The organism is Flavobacterium anhuiense (genome assembly GCF_001705175.1).
Taxonomy (GTDB): Bacteria; Bacteroidota; Bacteroidia; order Flavobacteriales; family Flavobacteriaceae; genus Flavobacterium; species Flavobacterium anhuiense.
The window spans coordinates 3,430,281-3,446,467 of sequence record NZ_CP016907.1; the positions used below are offsets into that span (position 1 = coordinate 3,430,281).

The window sequence follows — 16,187 nt, forward strand, 5'->3', positions numbered from 1 at the left end:
TCATTGAATTTCAATGTTTTTTTTTGAGATGATTAAATTTTACGGATGTTTTTAAATACGCTGTAAAATGATATTTACAGCGTATTCTAAGTACTATTTGGATAGATACAAGTATCCGTCTAATTTATGATCTTGAACATTGTTGTTTCCATCCAGAGATTTATAGTTAATAATGTAAAAATAAGTTCCAGTTGGTAGTCCGTCAGATTGCTTAACAGTTGTTCTTCCTCTTGAAGTTCCATCAAAAGCATTCGTTGTATTATTGTAGTTTGTAGTTTCAAACACTAAAACTCCCCAGCGATTGTATATTTCCACAGTATTGCCAGGATAACAAGTGGTGTCATCGATATTGTCAATTTTAAAGAAATCGTTTATGTTATCACCATTTGGAGAAAAAGCATTATGTACTAATACATTACCACAAGCTAAGACTTTACAATCATCATTGATTTCCATATTTAAAACTATGCTTCTCGGACATCTTTCGTCAGCTATTATATATTCAAAAGCATAATTGCCTAATGCTAAACCGAATGGATTAAGAATGCTTCCCTGAAGCGCATTAGTATTGTTTCTATCCTGCCAAACTCCAGTCAATGGACTTCCTTCAGGAAGCAGACTGTTCAAGTTAACTAATGTTGAGTCATCTGTACATGCTGTGCCGCTTACTTCTACAACACCATTTGGAATCACTATGATTGTTACAGTGGCAGAATCGCAGTTTTGAGAACTTAATTTGTCACAGATTGTATAGTTGTAAATATAAGTTCCTGCAGGTGTCAAGCTTGATACATTTACATTTCCAGAAGCATCAACCGTAATGTTTGGATCTGTTTTGGTGTTATTTCCTTCTGCTGTAAGTGTAAAGTTTACTAACTCTATTGTTACTGGTGTTCCTCCTTTTAAATCATTACTTAAAACATTGCCTACTAATCCAAAGGTGTTGCATCCTATATTACTGTATGTATCATCATTTGCAATTAGTGGGGAAATTACAGTAACGGTTACTATAGCAGTATCACAGTTTCCAAAATCGGCTTTTTCACAAATTTGGTACGTTAATGTATAAGTGCCTCCCGGTGTATTTGCTGCGACGTTTATTGTTCCGTCAGAAGCTATCGATATCGATCCCGTTGGATCAGTAACGCTTGTTGTTAAAGTTACATCATTGATGTTTACTGCTGAACCATTTAATGTATCGTTGGTTAAAACATTGCCCACTGTGGCTTGTCCTGAGTTTCCTATTATTGGTGCAGGATTGTCATCGTTTGCCACTATAGCAAATGTTGGTCTTGCAGTACAAAAAGGATCAGCAGGAGGATAGCTAATTGTGATAGTCTGGCTTGGATTAAGAGATAGAGTTACATTTGCTGTTGGACGTAATTTTTCAAATCCGTCAGCGGCTTCAATCCATCTGTTATTTTCAAAAATCCAGCCTGGCCAGTCAATTCCTTTGCCTTGTTCATCTACTACAGCTCCTGGCCATAGTACACGTCCACTTAATGGCAGATCAGTCATTGTTGTAACTACATTGTTATTGCTATCTGCCCATGCTATGGTCACGCCATTTATAGGAGTAAAGTTTTGCGGCGTAACTGCGTAATCTAGGTAAGGAACATCATTAACGCATATTGATGTTGCTGTAACAGTCATAACTGGAGCTTCTATTGTAATGGTAACGGTTGCTGTGTCACAATTGTCCGTTTGATCAGCTTCACAAATTTGATATACCATTGTTAATGTTCCAACTGGAGCATTTGGCAGTACATCAACAGAACCGTCAGCATTTAATTGTAAAAACTCGTTTGGTGTTACAGTTGTTATAATTACATCAGATGCAGTTATAGGATTTCCTTCTAAAGTATCATTTGGCAATACATTAAGTACATTGGTTGTAGTGTGATTTACACCTGCAATTGGGCCAGCACTGTCGTCATTAGCCACAATGTCTTTGTATTCTTTACAGCTTACACCGAAATCAATATCTAAATGAACTAAATCTTCTGGTGTAACATTCACTACATAGCCACTATCTGTTGTAGTTTTACAAACGGTGTGCAACTGTGCTTTGCTTGTTTTTCCAGTTATGTTTTTAGCAGATACAGAAGGGAATACTTTTACTAAACCAGTAAATCCTAAGTTTGCAGCTACAGTATCGAAATTAGCATCTCTTACCAATTTTACGGTATATTGTCCATAAGGATTTGCTATTTCTGGACGGTTTCTCCAGAAACCTTCTATTCCCACAATAACTTCATCATGATATCCATTTGGACCATCAATGATCACATTTGCACTAAGAGCATTTCCGAAACCACCAGCATTTAATTCTCCAACATTTTGAGGACCAGCATAGCTTCCGTCTCCGTTAAGATCTATCCATTCCCATTGGCTGTAGTCAATAGCTCCATTTGAATCTGGAATGTTTTTGGTAACTGCTCCATCATTATTTGCATCATACCATTCATCTTGAATTCCGTTGCTATTAGTATCATACCAAACATAATCTCCGAGAACAGGAAGTTTAGAAGCTCCATATTCGAAGTTATGCACTTGGAAAGCACATTCTTCTAGAGTAGTAAAGAATAAGCTAGAATCAACAGGGTATAATTGATAGGCACTATTTAAATTAGCATCTTGTACTTGCACTAAATAACTTCCGGCAGGCATTCCTGTGAAACTGTACATTCCGTCTGCACCTGTAATACGCAATTGTATTGGTCCTATAGTGGTTCCTTGAGGAATCAATGTTACAGGCACATTTGCAAGAGGAGTGTTAGTATCTACATTTATGATTTGACCAGATATTTTAACTCTATAGTTTGGTTCTGTAATCACAACTGTTGCAGTTGCTGTACAAGTTTCATTTTCAGTATTTACTGAAGATGTTGCAGTAAGTGTATAGGTTCCTGCTGGTAGATTAGTATTTCCAACTACTTCATTATTTTGGTTGGTAATAACTACAGTAGCTCCAGCACTGCTAGTAACTGCAATTGAACCGTCGCTTTCTCCTTGGCAACTTACATTTGTAGCAATACCGCTTACAGAAACTTTATTTTCAACTGTAAAGGTTTGAACTAATTCAGTTTTATTGCCTGCACAGTCTGTTAATGTATAAGTTCTGGTTAAGATGTAAGATTCTCCATTACATCCTGTTCCTCCATTGTTAGTGTCGCTTACAGTAATATTTACAGTTCCTGAGCAATTGTCTGTTGCATCTTTTATGTCATCTGGACTTCCTGCTGGAATGTCTGCTGCACTTTGTAGATTGGCAACATCTGCTGGTGCTGTACCGGTTGGAGGAGTAGTATCTCTTACTGTTATAATTTGAGTATAAGAAATTGAATTTCCTCCACAATCACTTGTTGACCAGTTGCGAGTTAAGGTATATTCTGTACCGCATTCGTTTTTAATATCGCTTTTAGTTTCACTGAAAACAATTGGTAAGTCTCCATTGCAATTATCAGAAGCTACCATATTAAATGGTTCTGGAACAGTGTCACAAGAAACTGTAATATCTGCAGGAAGTTCACCAGCGAAAGTTGGTTTTGTAGTATCCTGAATTGTGATTACTTGAGTAAAAGTATCAGAAACATTACCGCAGTCATCTTTTACAGTCCATGTATTGGTGTAAGTTCCAGCGTTTGCACAGCTTTCAGAAGCTACGAACTGTCCGCTTACTTTTTCAATGTTTAAAACATCAGCATCGCATAAGTCAGCTGCTGTAGGGAACTGAGCCTGAGCAGCCGCAAGACCTTCTGTATCGCTACATTCTAAAGTTACGTTTAGAGTGCCAGCAACAGTCGTCCAAGTAGGAGCAGTTGTATCTTGAATTGTGATCACTTGAGTGAAAGTCTCTGAAGTGTTGCCACAATCATCTTTCACAGTCCAAGTATTGGTGTAAGTTCCTGCATTTCCGCATCCTTCAGAAGCCACGAACTCTCCGCTTACTTTAGTGATGTTTAGGACATCTGAATCGCATAAGTCAGAAGCAGCTGGGATTTTAGCTTGAGCCGCTGCAAGACCTTCTGTGTCACTGCATTCTAAAGTCACGTCTAGAGAGCCAGCAACAGTATTCCAAGTAGGAGCAGTTGTATCTTGAATTGTGATCACTTGAGTGAAAGTCTCAGAAGTGTTTCCGCAGTCATCTTTTACTGTCCAAGTGTTGGTGTAAGTTCCAGCATTTCCGCATCCTTCAGAAGCCACAAACTGTCCGCTTACTTTTTCGATGTTTAGAACATCAGCATCGCATAAGTCAGAAGCTATAGGGATTTTAGCTTGAGCCGCTGCAAGTCCTTCTGCATCACTGCATTCTAAAGTCACATTTAAAGCTGTTGGAGCGGTTGTCCAAGTTGGTGCTGTTGTGTCCTGAATGGTAATCACTTGAGTGAAAGTTTCAGAAGTATTTCCGCAGTCATCTTTTACAGTCCAAGTATTGGTGTATGTTCCGGCATTTCCGCAAGCTTGAGAAGCAACGAACTGTCCGCTTACTTTAGTGATGTTTGAAACATCAGCATCGCAAAGGTCAGAAGCCGTTGGGAACATGGCTTGAGCATTTGCCAATCCAGATGCATCGCTGCATTCTAAAGTCACATTTAAAGCTGTTGGAGCTGTTGTCCAAGTAGGAGCAGTGGTATCTTGAATCGTAATTACCTGAGTGAAAGTTTGAGAAGTGTTTCCGCAGTCATCTTTTACAGTCCAAGTGTTGGTATAAGTTCCGGCGTTTCCGCATCCCTCAGAAGCTACGAACTGTCCGCTTACTTTAGTGATATTTAGAACATCAGTATCGCATAAATCAGAAGCTTCAGGGAATTGAGCCTGAGCTGTAGCAAGACCTGAAACATCACTACACTCTAAAGTCACATCTAGAGAACCAGCTTGTGTTGTCCAAGTAGGAGCAGTTGTATCTTGAATTGTAATTACCTGAGTGAAAGTTTCGGATGTATTTCCGCAATCGTCTTTAACTGTCCAGGTGTTGGTGTAAGTTCCTGCATTTCCGCATCCCTCAGAAACTACGAACTGTCCGCTTACTTTAGTAATATTTAAAACATCTGTATCGCATAAGTCAGAAGCTGCAGGGAACTGAGCCTGAGCAGAAGCAAGTCCAGATGCATCGCTGCATTCTAAAGTCACGTCTAGAGAACCAGCTTGTGTTGTCCAAGTAGGAGCAGTTGTATCTTGAATTGTAATTACCTGAGTGAAAGTGTCAGAAGTGTTTCCGCAATCATCTTTTACAGTCCAGGTGTTGGTGTAAGTTCCAGCATTTCCGCATCCCTCAGAAACTACGAACTGTCCGCTTACTTTAATGATGTTAGAAACATCAGCATCGCATAAGTCAGAAGCTGTTGGGAACTGAGCCTGAGCTGTAGCTAGACCCGCACTATCGCTGCATTCTAAAGTTACATTTAAAGCTGTTGGAGCAGTTGTCCAAGTTGGAGCAGTGGTATCCTGAATGGTTATCACCTGAGTGAAAGTAGCAGAACTATTTCCGCAGTCGTCCTTTACAGTCCAAGTGTTGGTGTAAGTTCCAGCGTTTCCGCAACCTTGAGAAGCTACGAACTGTCCGCTTACTTTAGTGATGTTTAGAACATCAGCATCGCATAAGTCAGAAGCTGTTGGGAACTGAGCCTGAGCTGTAGCTAGACCCGCAGTATCGCTGCATTCTAAAGTCACATTTAAAGCTGTTGGAGCAGTTGTCCAAGTTGGAGCAGTGGTATCCTGAATGGTTATCACCTGAGTGAAAGTAGCAGAAGTATTGCCGCAATCGTCTTTTACAGTCCAAGTGTTGGTGTATGTTCCGGCATTTCCGCAAGCTTGAGAAGCAACGAACTGTCCGCTTACTTTAGTGATGTTTGAAACATCAGCATCGCAAAGGTCAGAAGCCGTTGGGAACATGGCTTGAGCATTTGCCAATCCAGAAGTATCACTGCATTCCAAAGTCACATTTAAAGCTGTTGGAGCTGTTGTCCAAGTAGGAGCAGTGGTATCTTGAATTGTAATTACCTGAGTGAAAGTGTCAGAAGTATTTCCGCAATCATCTTTTACAGTCCAGGTGTTGGTGTAAGTTCCAGCGTTTGCACAGCTTTCAGAAGCTACGAACTGACCGCTTACTTTAATGATGTTAGAAACATCAGCATCGCATAAGTCAGAAGCTGTTGGGAACTTAGCCTGAGCAGAAGCAAGTCCAGATGCATCGCTGCATTCTAAAGTCACGTCTAGAGAACCAGCTTGTGTTGTCCAAGTAGGAGCAGTTGTATCTTGAATTGTAATTACCTGAGTGAAAGTTTCAGAAGTGTTACCGCAGTCGTCTTTCACTGTCCAGGTGTTGGTGTAAGTTCCTGCGTTTCCGCAACCCTCAGAAGCTACGAACTGTCCGCTTACTTTAGTGATATTGGTAACATCAGCATCGCAAAGATCAGAAGCTACAGGTAACATGACTTGAGCATTTGCCAATCCAGATGCATCACTGCATTCTAAAGTTACATTTAAAGCTGTTGGAGCAGTTGTCCATGTCGGTGCTGTTGTATCCTGAATGGTGATTACTTGAGTGAAAGTTTCGGATATATTTCCGCAATCATCTTTTACAGTCCATGTGTTGGTGTAAGTTCCAGCGTTTCCGCATCCTTGAGAAGCTACGAATTGACCGCTTACTTTAATGATGTTAGAAACATCAGCATCGCATAAGTCAGAAGCTGTTGGGAACTGAGCCTGAGCATTTGCAAGTCCAGATGCATCGCTGCATTCTAAAGTCACATTTAAAGCTGTTGGAGCAGTTGTCCATGTAGGCGCTGTGGTATCCTGAATGGTGATTACTTGAGTGAAAGTTTCGGATGTATTTCCGCAGTCGTCTTTTACAGTCCATGTGTTGGTGTAAGTTCCAGCGTTTCCGCATCCTTGAGAAGCTACGAACTGACCGCTTACTTTAATGATGTTAGAAACATCAGCATCGCATAAGTCAGAAGCTGTTGGGAATAAAGCCTGAGCAGCTGCAAGTCCTGCAGTATTGCTGCATTCTACAGTTGCATTCAGCGAACCAGCAGAAGTTGTCCATGTTGGCGCAGTCGTGTCTTGAATAGTGATGACCTGAGTAAAAACTGTTGAAGTGTTATTACAAACGTCTTTAGCAGTCCAAGTGTTGGTGTAAATTCCAGAATTGGCACAAGTTCCAGCGGCGAAAGTTCCGCTAACTTTTGTATAGGTTACAGTTCCGCCGCAATTGTCTGTGGCAACAGGAGCCTGATTTTGTGCTGCTGTCAATCCTGCGGCATCGCTGCATTCTAAAGTAACATTCAAAGCTGTTGGAGCTGTTGTCCAAGTCGGTGCTGTAGTATCCTGAATGGTGATCACCTGAGTGAAAACTGCTGAAGTATTATTGCAGACGTCCTTAGCGGTCCAAGTGTTGGTGTAAGTTCCAGAATTGGCACAAGTTCCAGCGACGAAAGTTCCGCTCACCTTTGTATAGGTTACAGTTCCACCGCAATTGTCTGTGGCAACAGGAACCTGATTTTGGGTTGCTGTCAATCCTGCGGTATCGCTGCATTCTAAAGTAACATTCAAAGCTGTTGGAGCTGTTGTCCAAGTCGGTGCTGTAGTATCCTGAATGGTGATCACCTGAGTGAAAACTGCTGAAGTATTATTGCAGACGTCCTTAGCGGTCCAAGTGTTGGTGTAAGTTCCAGAATTGGCACAAGTTCCAGCGACGAAAGTTCCGCTCACTTTTGTATAGGTTATAGTTCCTCCGCAATTGTCTGCGGCAACAGGAGTCTGATTTTGGGCTGCTGTCAATCCTGCCGTATCACTGCATTGAAGGGTAACGTTTAATGCATTAGCTTGAGTTGTCCAAGTTGGCGCTGTTGTGTCGTTAACAGTTACTATTTTTTCACAAGTAGAACTACATCCATTTAAAGTAGTAGTTAATACTAATTTAAACGTTGTATTACAAGTAGAACCAGCTTGAACAGTCACGTTCTGTAAATTTGTCGCTGATGTGATTGTGGCACCATTTGCAGTTGCAGGAGGCAAAGACCAAGAATAGGTGGTCATACTGGCTGGAGCAGAATAAACATTAGAAGAAGATAAACATACAGGGCCAGCAGTACCAGTAATAGAACAAACCGTTGGAGCATTTACTGTTACGGTTGCTTCACTTGTTGCAATGTTACTTCCAGAGCATAAACCTGAATTAGAAAATATTGCTCTGAATTTTGTAGTTTCTGTTAAATTACCTGTATTGTAAGCTGTTAAACCTGCAGTATTAGCAATATCTACCCACACTGAAAATGGAGCAACAGATGATTGCCATTTAATTACAGTAGAACCAGCATTGAGACCTGTTATTGTTAAAGCAGCACTAGCCCCTGAACATATAGTTGTGTTTGGTCCAACTGTTCCTTTTAATGGAATTCCAAAAGTAAGTGGAGTATTGGTACATAGACTTGAATTAGGTGAGTTACCACTAACAGAAGCTAATTTTGTAACGTTAATTACGCCAGGATTATTGGGATCGCAAATGTTAATTCCCAAACTTCCAAAAGGGACATTAAACTCTAAAAATGTAGCGCCAGAATTACAATTGGCTCTACCTGCCATTGCAGCTAGGCCTGCAGGGATAACATTAGTTTGAGTTTTAACACTGCCATTTCCCGTATATAAAGTAAAACCACTTCCGTTAGAATTAATTTCTAAGATATACTCAGCACCAGCTACACTAATGGTTCCCCCAAACGAATCTGAGGTTAATCCTGTTGATGAATTATTATCGGTATCTAAGTACAATCTAAAAAGTGCCGAACCACCATTACCAATGTCCATACCTAATCTTAAAACTTGATTTTGGGTATCAACTTTAGCGCGAATCGTCCCAATGTTACATGTTGAAGAAGGATTAGCTAATAATACTGTGCTGTAAACCGTTCCAGTTGCATATTCATCACCAACTGCACCTGGGCCAGGGCAGTAATTGCCATCATATGTATTTTGAGAATAGCCACTTGTAACAAATATTAAAAGCAACGTAATATAAACGTATTTAATATTCAAATTAATTAAAGTAATGTTTTTCATAATCTCTAATTTTTTTAATCTTTAGTAATTTTATTTTGAGATTCTTGAGTTATAATCCGTTTTAACTGATTATAAATTGCCGAGGCGTTCTTAATAAAAATTATAGTAGTGACTTAAAGATTTGGGCTGTAGAAAAAATGAGTGTTTTTGTTTTTTTTAGTTTTAGGTTAATGTTCAGTAAAAATCTCAAGAAGATGGAAAAACTGTTCTATTTATTTTTGTAATGGGACAAATAGGTTATTAATCACATCGTACATTTCTAACAAAAAAATAACTTACAATTTTGACACTTTTTAGGACCGTTGAAGTGACACTTTTTTATTCGTATAAATTGTTTCTTTGTTTTGTGATATATTTAATATTTTAACAGAATCAAAGTTATATTAGAGTTTTTCTAATATGATTTTTTTATCTGTAACTAACCTAAAAACTCGTTGAAATGTTGTTTTTTTATCAAAAATTGACTTAAAAACACTTTTTTTTAACTCGAAAAAGTAGATTTTTTCTCTAAATTTTTTTGCCTAATTGATGATATTGAGTTTTTTTATATCTAATTAAGTGATTAATAATCAGGTATTTAATTAAAATGTTGGAATATTTTAGAATATCGACTAAATACTAATTTTATAGATGAAGTACATAAAATGATCAAAAATTGTTTTTTCGAATTTTTGTTGCCCTAAAGGTTTATCTGCTATTTATTCTTGTTAAAATTTTGTTATAATGTTAACAGAAATAAAAAAAAGAAATGGTTTAAAATTTCTTTTGTAAATTAGAACTTAATTAAAAAATGACCTGCAATTCAGGTTTTTAAAATTTTGCTACTTATGAAAAATCTTATATTAATTCGTCATGCCAAATCTAGCTGGGAAGCACCATTGAAAGATTTTGATCGTCCATTAATGAAAAGAGGAATTTTAGATGCGCATGATGTTTCATTAAATATTTCAGGGTATCTTCCAAAAACATATATTATTTGGAGCAGTACAGCTGTGAGAGCTACAGAGACTGCTTTAATTTTTGCGCAAAACTTATCCTATCCATTAGAAAGTATCATTTTTAAAGACGATTTATACACTTTTGATGAGAAGCAGCTCGAAAAAGTTATTAAATCGTGTGATAATAGTTTTGAAAGCGTTATTCTTTTCGGACATAACGAGGCTATTACAAATTTTGTTAATAAATTTGGGGATGTTTTTATAGAAAATGTACCAACTTCGGGCTTTGTATCGTTACAGTTTGATGCCGAAAGTTGGGACACGATCCATAAGGGCAAAACACATAAAACTATTTTCCCCAAAGATTTAAAATAATTACAGTGTACGAACAGAAATATATCGATAGAGAAAAAAGCTGGTTAGCGTTTAATGCAAGAGTACTTCAGGAAGCAGCAGACAATACAGTGCCACTTTTAGACAGACTGCGTTTTGTTGGAATTTTTTCAAACAACTTAGACGAATTTTTTAGAGTTCGGTACGCGGCCATTCGACGATTAAGTCTCTCAGGTATTTCTGGCGAAAAATATTTAGGAGGTATTTCTGCTCACCAATTAATTAAAGATATTACTGAAATCGTAATTCAGCAGCAATCTGAAAGTTTGCGTATTCTAGGAAATATTGAAGCAGAGCTAGAATCTGAAAATATTTTTATCATCAACGAAACACAGATTACACCAAAACAAGAGTGTTTCTTAAAAGACTTTTATACCCAAAAGTTAAGTCCGGAATTGGTAACCATCATTTTAAATGATTTAGCGGTTTTCCCAATTCTAAAAGATACTTTAGGATATTTGGCAGTTCGTTTAGAATTGGCAAACGATGAGGTTCGTTATGCTTTAATTGAAATTCCAAAAAACATCAACAGATTTGTTGTGCTTCCATCTGAAGACGAAAAACAATACGTTATTTTAATTGATGATGTGATTCGTTTTAAACTGAAAAACATCTTTAATATATTTGATTATAAGAGCGTTTCTGCCCACATGATCAAAATTACTCGTGACGCGCAATTGGACATAGACAGTGATTTGAGCAAAAGTATGCTTGAAAAAATTGCTTCGTCTGTAAAAGATCGCCGAATAGGAGAGCCTGTTCGTTTTATTTATGATAATTTAATTGAAGAAGATACCCTGCAATTTTTCTTAGATAAAATGAAAATTGTAGAAACAGACAGTATAATTCCAGGAGGAAGGTATCATAATCGTCGTGATTATATGAGTTTTCCAAACCTTGGTAGATACGATTTGTTGTATAAGCCAAACGAGCCACTACCAGTTCCGGGTTTGAGTTTGGAGGGAAGTATTCTAGAAAAAATTTCTAAAAAAGATTATTTGGTGCATGCGCCCTATCAGTCATTTTCATATCTGACAAAATTCTTGCGTGAAGCGGCTTTAGACCCAAAAGTAACGAGTATTAAAATCACCTTATATCGTTTAGCTAAGAACTCTCAAATTATCAGTTCGTTGATAAACGCCGCCAAAAATGGCAAAAGAGTGGTGGTGCAAATCGAACTTCAGGCACGTTTTGATGAAGCTTCGAACATTTCGTATGCAGAACAAATGCAGACCGAGGGAATCGAACTTATTTTTGGTATCAAAGGACTGAAAGTGCACAGTAAAATTTGTGTAATCGAAAGATTGGAAGAGGGCAAAAACCGTCGTTATGGATTTATTTCAACTGGAAATTTCAACGAATCAACAGCAAAAATTTATACCGATGTAACGCTTTTCACTTGCCATCAAGGAATTCTAAAAGACACATCCAAAATATTTGAGTTTTTTGATATTAATTATCGAGTACACAGATACAAACATTTAATTGTGTCACCTCATTATACCAGAACTAAATTCATTAAATTGATTGATCGTGAAATTCTTCATGCGCTTGCTGGAAGAAAAACTCACATTAAATTAAAAATGAATAGTTTATCCGATTTTAAAATGATCGATAAATTATACGAAGCAAGTAATGCGGGAGTAAAAATCCAGCTTCAGGTAAGAGGAATTTGCTCCTTAATTCCAGGAATTCCAGGAATGAGCGAAAACATCGAAGCCATAAGTATCGTAGACAATTACTTGGAACATTCAAGAGTGTATATTTTCGGAAATGCTGGCTTGACCGAAGTTTACATTTCGTCTGCCGATTTTATGACCAGAAATTTAGACGGAAGAGTCGAAGTAACCTGCCCGATTTACGACCTTGAAATTAAAAAAGAACTGATTGATAATTTCAATATTGCATGGAAAGGAAATGTAAAAGTGAGATATCATTCTTATAAATTAGATAATAAATATAAGCCTAAAAATCATCATGCCCCATTTAGAGCACAATTTGAAACCTATAAATATTATCAGAATAAAGTAGCCCTATTAGAAGAGGTTCCTCAAAAAGTAAATTAATACTAAATACCAATTTTCAAAATCATAAAGTGAGCATGATTAATATTAGGAAGTTTGCAGCGATAGATATCGGTTCAAATGCCATGAGGCTTTTGATCGCTAACGTTGTGGAACAAGAAGGCAAAGAACCGCAGTTTAATAAAAGTTCCCTAGTTCGTGTGCCAATTCGTTTAGGACAAGATGCCTTCACGGTTGGAGAAATTTCACCAGAAAATATAGATCGAATGGTAGATGCCATGAAAGCATTCAACCTTTTGATGAAAGTACATAAAGTAGAGCGTTATATGGCATTTGCAACTTCTGCAATGCGTGAAGCTTATAATGCGAAAGAAGTCGTTGCTTTAATAAAGAAAAAAGCCGATATTAAAATCGAGATTATCGACGGTAAAAAAGAAGCCGCAATTATAGCTTCTACAGATTTGCATCACTTAATTAAATCTGACGAAACCTATCTTTTTGTGGACGTTGGAGGCGGAAGCACCGAGTTTACTTTATTCTCTGACGGAAAAATGATTACTTCAAGATCTTTCAAAGCAGGAACCGTTCGTTTATTGAACAACATGGTTCATGACGTAGTTTGGGATGAAATCGAAAAATGGATTAAAACCAATACTGCAGATTATGATGAGGTAACGCTAATAGGTTCTGGAGGAAACATCAATAAATTGTTTAAAATGTCTGGGAAACAGCAGGAAAAACCACTTTCGTACATCTATGTTAACTCACAATATGCCTTTTTAAATTCGTTGACTTACGAACAGAGAATTGCCGAATTAGGTTTGAACTCTGATCGTGCCGACGTAATTATCCATGCAACTCGTATTTATCTGAATGCGATGAAGTGGAGTGGTGCACGACAGATCTATGTTCCTAAAATCGGACTATCTGATGGTATCGTAAAAGCAATGTATTACGGTAAAATTTAATATCTATTTTTTTAAATGAATAAAGGCAGACTTGAAGCTTTCAGTGATGGCGTTTTGGCAATCATTATAACGATTATGATTCTGGAAATTAAAGCGCCAGAAGGACATGAATTTGCAGATCTAAAACCACTTATCCCGAAGTTTTTGAGCTATATTTTGAGTTTTATTTACGTTGGAATATACTGGAATAATCATCACTACTTGCTACATAGTTTATCAAAAGTAAACGGAAAAGTATTGTGGAGTAATCTACACTTTTTATTTTGGCTTTCCTTAATTCCTGTCTCAACTGCTTGGATGGGAGAGCATAATTTTGAGAAAGCCGCAATGACAATGTATGGTGTTGTGCTGCTTCTTTCTGCAATCTCTTATATTATTTTGCAGTACACGATTATGTGTAGCGAAGGAAAGAATTCTGCTTTGAGAAAAGCGCTTAACAAAGATTATAAAGGTAAAATCTCCTTAGTTTTATATGTTATCGGAATTGTTACAGCATTTTACAATCAATGGATTTCTGGAGCGGCTTATTTTATTGTGGCCATGTTATGGCTAATTCCAGACAAAAGAATTGAGAGCGTTTTTGCTTCAAACGAATAAGATATGAAATTTGTTTTTCAGTCCATTCAAGATTTTTCTGCCGATGAATTAAGTCTTTTAGACAGTTTGATTACATTTCGAACAGTAAAAAAAGGAGAGCTTTTATTGACTGAAAATCAGGTTTGCAACGAAATAGTTTTTATCGAAAAAGGAATTCTACGTTCCTTTTTTGTCAATCATAAAGGCGACGAAATCACCAACTGTTTTGCTTTTGAAAACGAATTTATGGCCTCTTTTGCCAGTTTTATTACAAAAGAAAAAGCAGAAGAAAATATTCAAGCGCTTACTGATACACAATTGCAGATTCTAGATAGAAAAGCTTTAGAGAAATTGTATCAATCAAGTTCTAATTGGCAGGAAACTGGTAGAAAATTGACCGAATTAGAATTTGTAAACCTGCATAAAAGAATGGTTTCTTTTCAAAAACTATCGGGTGCGCAACGTTACGAAGAACTTTGTAAAAATCATCAAAAGTATATTCAGCTAATCCCATTGCAATATTTGGCTTCTTATCTCGGAATCACACCAAGACATTTAAGTCGAATACGAAAACCAGTTGTGTAATTATTCTCTTGCAGATTTAGCAGATTTTATTTTAACTAGTTAGGCTTAAAATATTTTAGCTAAGAGATCTGCGTAAATCTTTTATTGTTTTCTAAATCTGCGCAATCTGCCAAATCTGCGAGAAATAACCTTTTCAGATCACTATAGTCTATATGTTTAAATTTAGATTTTTTCAATAGACTTTTTCATAAAAATAATTCTATGTTTCTATGTGTTTGAAATTTTAGCATTAAAATTAAGAATCATTTTAATCTGTGAAATCTGTGGGAAAAAGTCATTTTAGGACATTTGTCCAGTAAAAGAAAATGTATGAATAGTATTTTTGAAAAAACTTCGATATGAAAAAAATACTAATTATAAACGGACACCCGAATGCAGAAAGTTTCAATTTCGGAATTGCAGAATCGTATCAAAAAGGCGCTATAAATTCTGGAGCAACAGTAGAAACCATTACAATTGCGGATTTAAATTTCAATCCAAATCTCAAATTTGGTTACCAGAAAAGAACAGATCTCGAGCCAGATTTATTGGAATCGTGGGAAAAAATAAAAAGAGCCGATCATTTAGTTTGGATTCATCCCGTTTGGTGGGGTGGACTCCCAGCGATAACGAAAGGATTCATAGATCGCTTATTTTTGCCAGGAATGGCTTTCCAGTATCGTGAAAACTCGGTTTGGTGGGATAAATTGCTCAAAGGTAAAACAGCTCACATCATAACAACTCTAGATCAGCCTAGCTGGTATTATAGGTTTGTCTATGGCAGGCCAAGTGTAAATCAATTAAGGAAATCTACTTTAGAATTTTGTGGTGTAAAACCAGTCAAAGTAAGCTATATCGGAATTATAAAAGGTTCTAATGAAGAACAAAGAAAAAAATGGCTAGAAAAAGTCTATAATTTCGGGGTTAGAAACAAATAATTTGGGGTTTTATTTTAATAACATGAAACAGGAAAAATAATAGGATTTAAAAAGAAAAATTTACCGCTATTAAAAAATTAATCCTTCAAGTCCAATCCAAATGTTGTGCGTAAAAGTTCAATATTTGGGTTGATTTCCAAGAAACGATTGTAACGATCCTGATTGTTATAGCTTCGTTTCATTTCAACTTTTTCATTTACAATAACTTCAATAGTAATATCGTGATTATGTAAATGACCTTTTAGATGACCTAATAAACCATTCATCTGGCTTTCAAATTCCAGTTTAGAACCCTCGTTTGGCAATTCGTATGTAATTCTCGTTCCATCCAAAACAGGATCGTTGATCAATAAAATAGATTCCATGATCTTTAATCCCTTTTGACCTAAACGCTCTGCATATTTGTTCCAATGAAGACGCATATCGGTTTCGTTAAATTCTTCGGTAGGTAAAACAGAAGAAGGTTTAACATACGATTTACTGCTTTCTTCCATTTCTTTTTTCTTGCGAATGCTGGCAAGAGAAAAGGCAGAAACTTTTGGAGCGCCGTTTGTTTCCGTTTTTGGAACTTCGGGAGCCTGAACTTTTGGAGTTTCAGTAGGAGCTTGAACTGTATTTTGGATATTTACAGATGCGGTATTATTAATGCTGTTGGCATTATTTTTTTCTTCCGAATTTGGAATTTGGGATTTTGTATTTGAATCTTCTTTACTTGGACTTTGG

The 16,187-nt window shown here is 36.9% G+C and carries 8 protein-coding genes; 6 read left to right on the forward strand and 2 right to left on the reverse strand.

Going from position 1 to position 16,187, the window contains the following annotated elements; genetic code table 11:
* Positions 1 to 93: 93 nt before the first annotated feature.
* Complete coding sequence (locus BB050_RS15055; RefSeq protein ID WP_066034106.1) at positions 94 to 9,063, reverse strand: HYR-like domain-containing protein; 8,970 nt, start codon at positions 9,061 to 9,063, stop codon at positions 94 to 96.
* An 827-nt stretch (positions 9,064 to 9,890) separates the two neighbouring features.
* Between BB050_RS15055 and BB050_RS15060 the strand changes: the two genes are divergently transcribed.
* The 6 genes from BB050_RS15060 to BB050_RS15085 all read left to right on the forward strand — a co-directional run bounded on the left by BB050_RS15060 (position 9,891) and on the right by BB050_RS15085 (position 15,464).
* Positions 9,891 to 10,376 (forward strand): SixA phosphatase family protein, encoded by a 486-nt coding sequence (locus tag BB050_RS15060; protein ID WP_008467937.1) that lies wholly within the window; start codon positions 9,891 to 9,893, stop codon positions 10,374 to 10,376.
* A gap of 5 nt (positions 10,377 to 10,381) precedes the next feature.
* On the forward strand, positions 10,382 to 12,460 hold the full coding sequence (gene ppk1 / locus BB050_RS15065) for a polyphosphate kinase 1 (protein ID WP_008467935.1): 2,079 nt from the start codon (positions 10,382 to 10,384) through the stop codon (positions 12,458 to 12,460).
* Positions 12,461 to 12,495: 35 nt separating this feature from the next.
* On the forward strand, positions 12,496 to 13,386 hold the full coding sequence (locus tag BB050_RS15070; protein WP_008467933.1) for a Ppx/GppA phosphatase family protein: 891 nt from the start codon (positions 12,496 to 12,498) through the stop codon (positions 13,384 to 13,386).
* A gap of 15 nt (positions 13,387 to 13,401) precedes the next feature.
* On the forward strand, positions 13,402 to 13,983 hold the full coding sequence (locus BB050_RS15075) for a TMEM175 family protein (RefSeq protein ID WP_066034107.1): 582 nt from the start codon (positions 13,402 to 13,404) through the stop codon (positions 13,981 to 13,983).
* 3 nt (positions 13,984 to 13,986) lie between these two features.
* On the forward strand, positions 13,987 to 14,547 hold the full coding sequence (locus BB050_RS15080; protein ID WP_066034108.1) for a Crp/Fnr family transcriptional regulator: 561 nt from the start codon (positions 13,987 to 13,989) through the stop codon (positions 14,545 to 14,547).
* A gap of 338 nt (positions 14,548 to 14,885) precedes the next feature.
* The gene (locus BB050_RS15085; protein ID WP_066034109.1) at positions 14,886 to 15,464 is read left to right on the forward strand and encodes an NAD(P)H-dependent oxidoreductase; all 579 of its coding nucleotides are present in this window, start codon (positions 14,886 to 14,888) and stop codon (positions 15,462 to 15,464) included.
* 77 nt (positions 15,465 to 15,541) lie between these two features.
* Here the strand turns inward: BB050_RS15085 and BB050_RS15090 are convergent, their stop codons facing one another.
* Positions 15,542 to 15,958, reverse strand: a complete 417-nt coding sequence (locus BB050_RS15090; protein ID WP_035691956.1) for a hypothetical protein — start codon at positions 15,956 to 15,958, stop codon at positions 15,542 to 15,544.
* Positions 15,959 to 16,187: the final 229 nt, after the last annotated feature.

What these genes read in the sequence shown, in the direction of transcription:
- BB050_RS15055 (WP_066034106.1), bottom strand. Translation starts at nt 9,063, where the DNA reads ATGAAAAACATTACTTTAATTAATTTGAATATTAAATACGTTTATATT.
- BB050_RS15060 (WP_008467937.1), top strand. Translation starts at nt 9,891, where the DNA reads ATGAAAAATCTTATATTAATTCGTCATGCCAAATCTAGCTGGGAAGCA.
- BB050_RS15070 (WP_008467933.1), top strand. Translation starts at nt 12,496, where the DNA reads ATGATTAATATTAGGAAGTTTGCAGCGATAGATATCGGTTCAAATGCC.
- BB050_RS15075 (WP_066034107.1), top strand. Translation starts at nt 13,402, where the DNA reads ATGAATAAAGGCAGACTTGAAGCTTTCAGTGATGGCGTTTTGGCAATC.
- BB050_RS15080 (WP_066034108.1), top strand. Translation starts at nt 13,987, where the DNA reads ATGAAATTTGTTTTTCAGTCCATTCAAGATTTTTCTGCCGATGAATTA.
- BB050_RS15085 (WP_066034109.1), top strand. Translation starts at nt 14,886, where the DNA reads ATGAAAAAAATACTAATTATAAACGGACACCCGAATGCAGAAAGTTTC.
- BB050_RS15090 (WP_035691956.1), bottom strand. Translation starts at nt 15,958, where the DNA reads ATGGAAGAAAGCAGTAAATCGTATGTTAAACCTTCTTCTGTTTTACCT.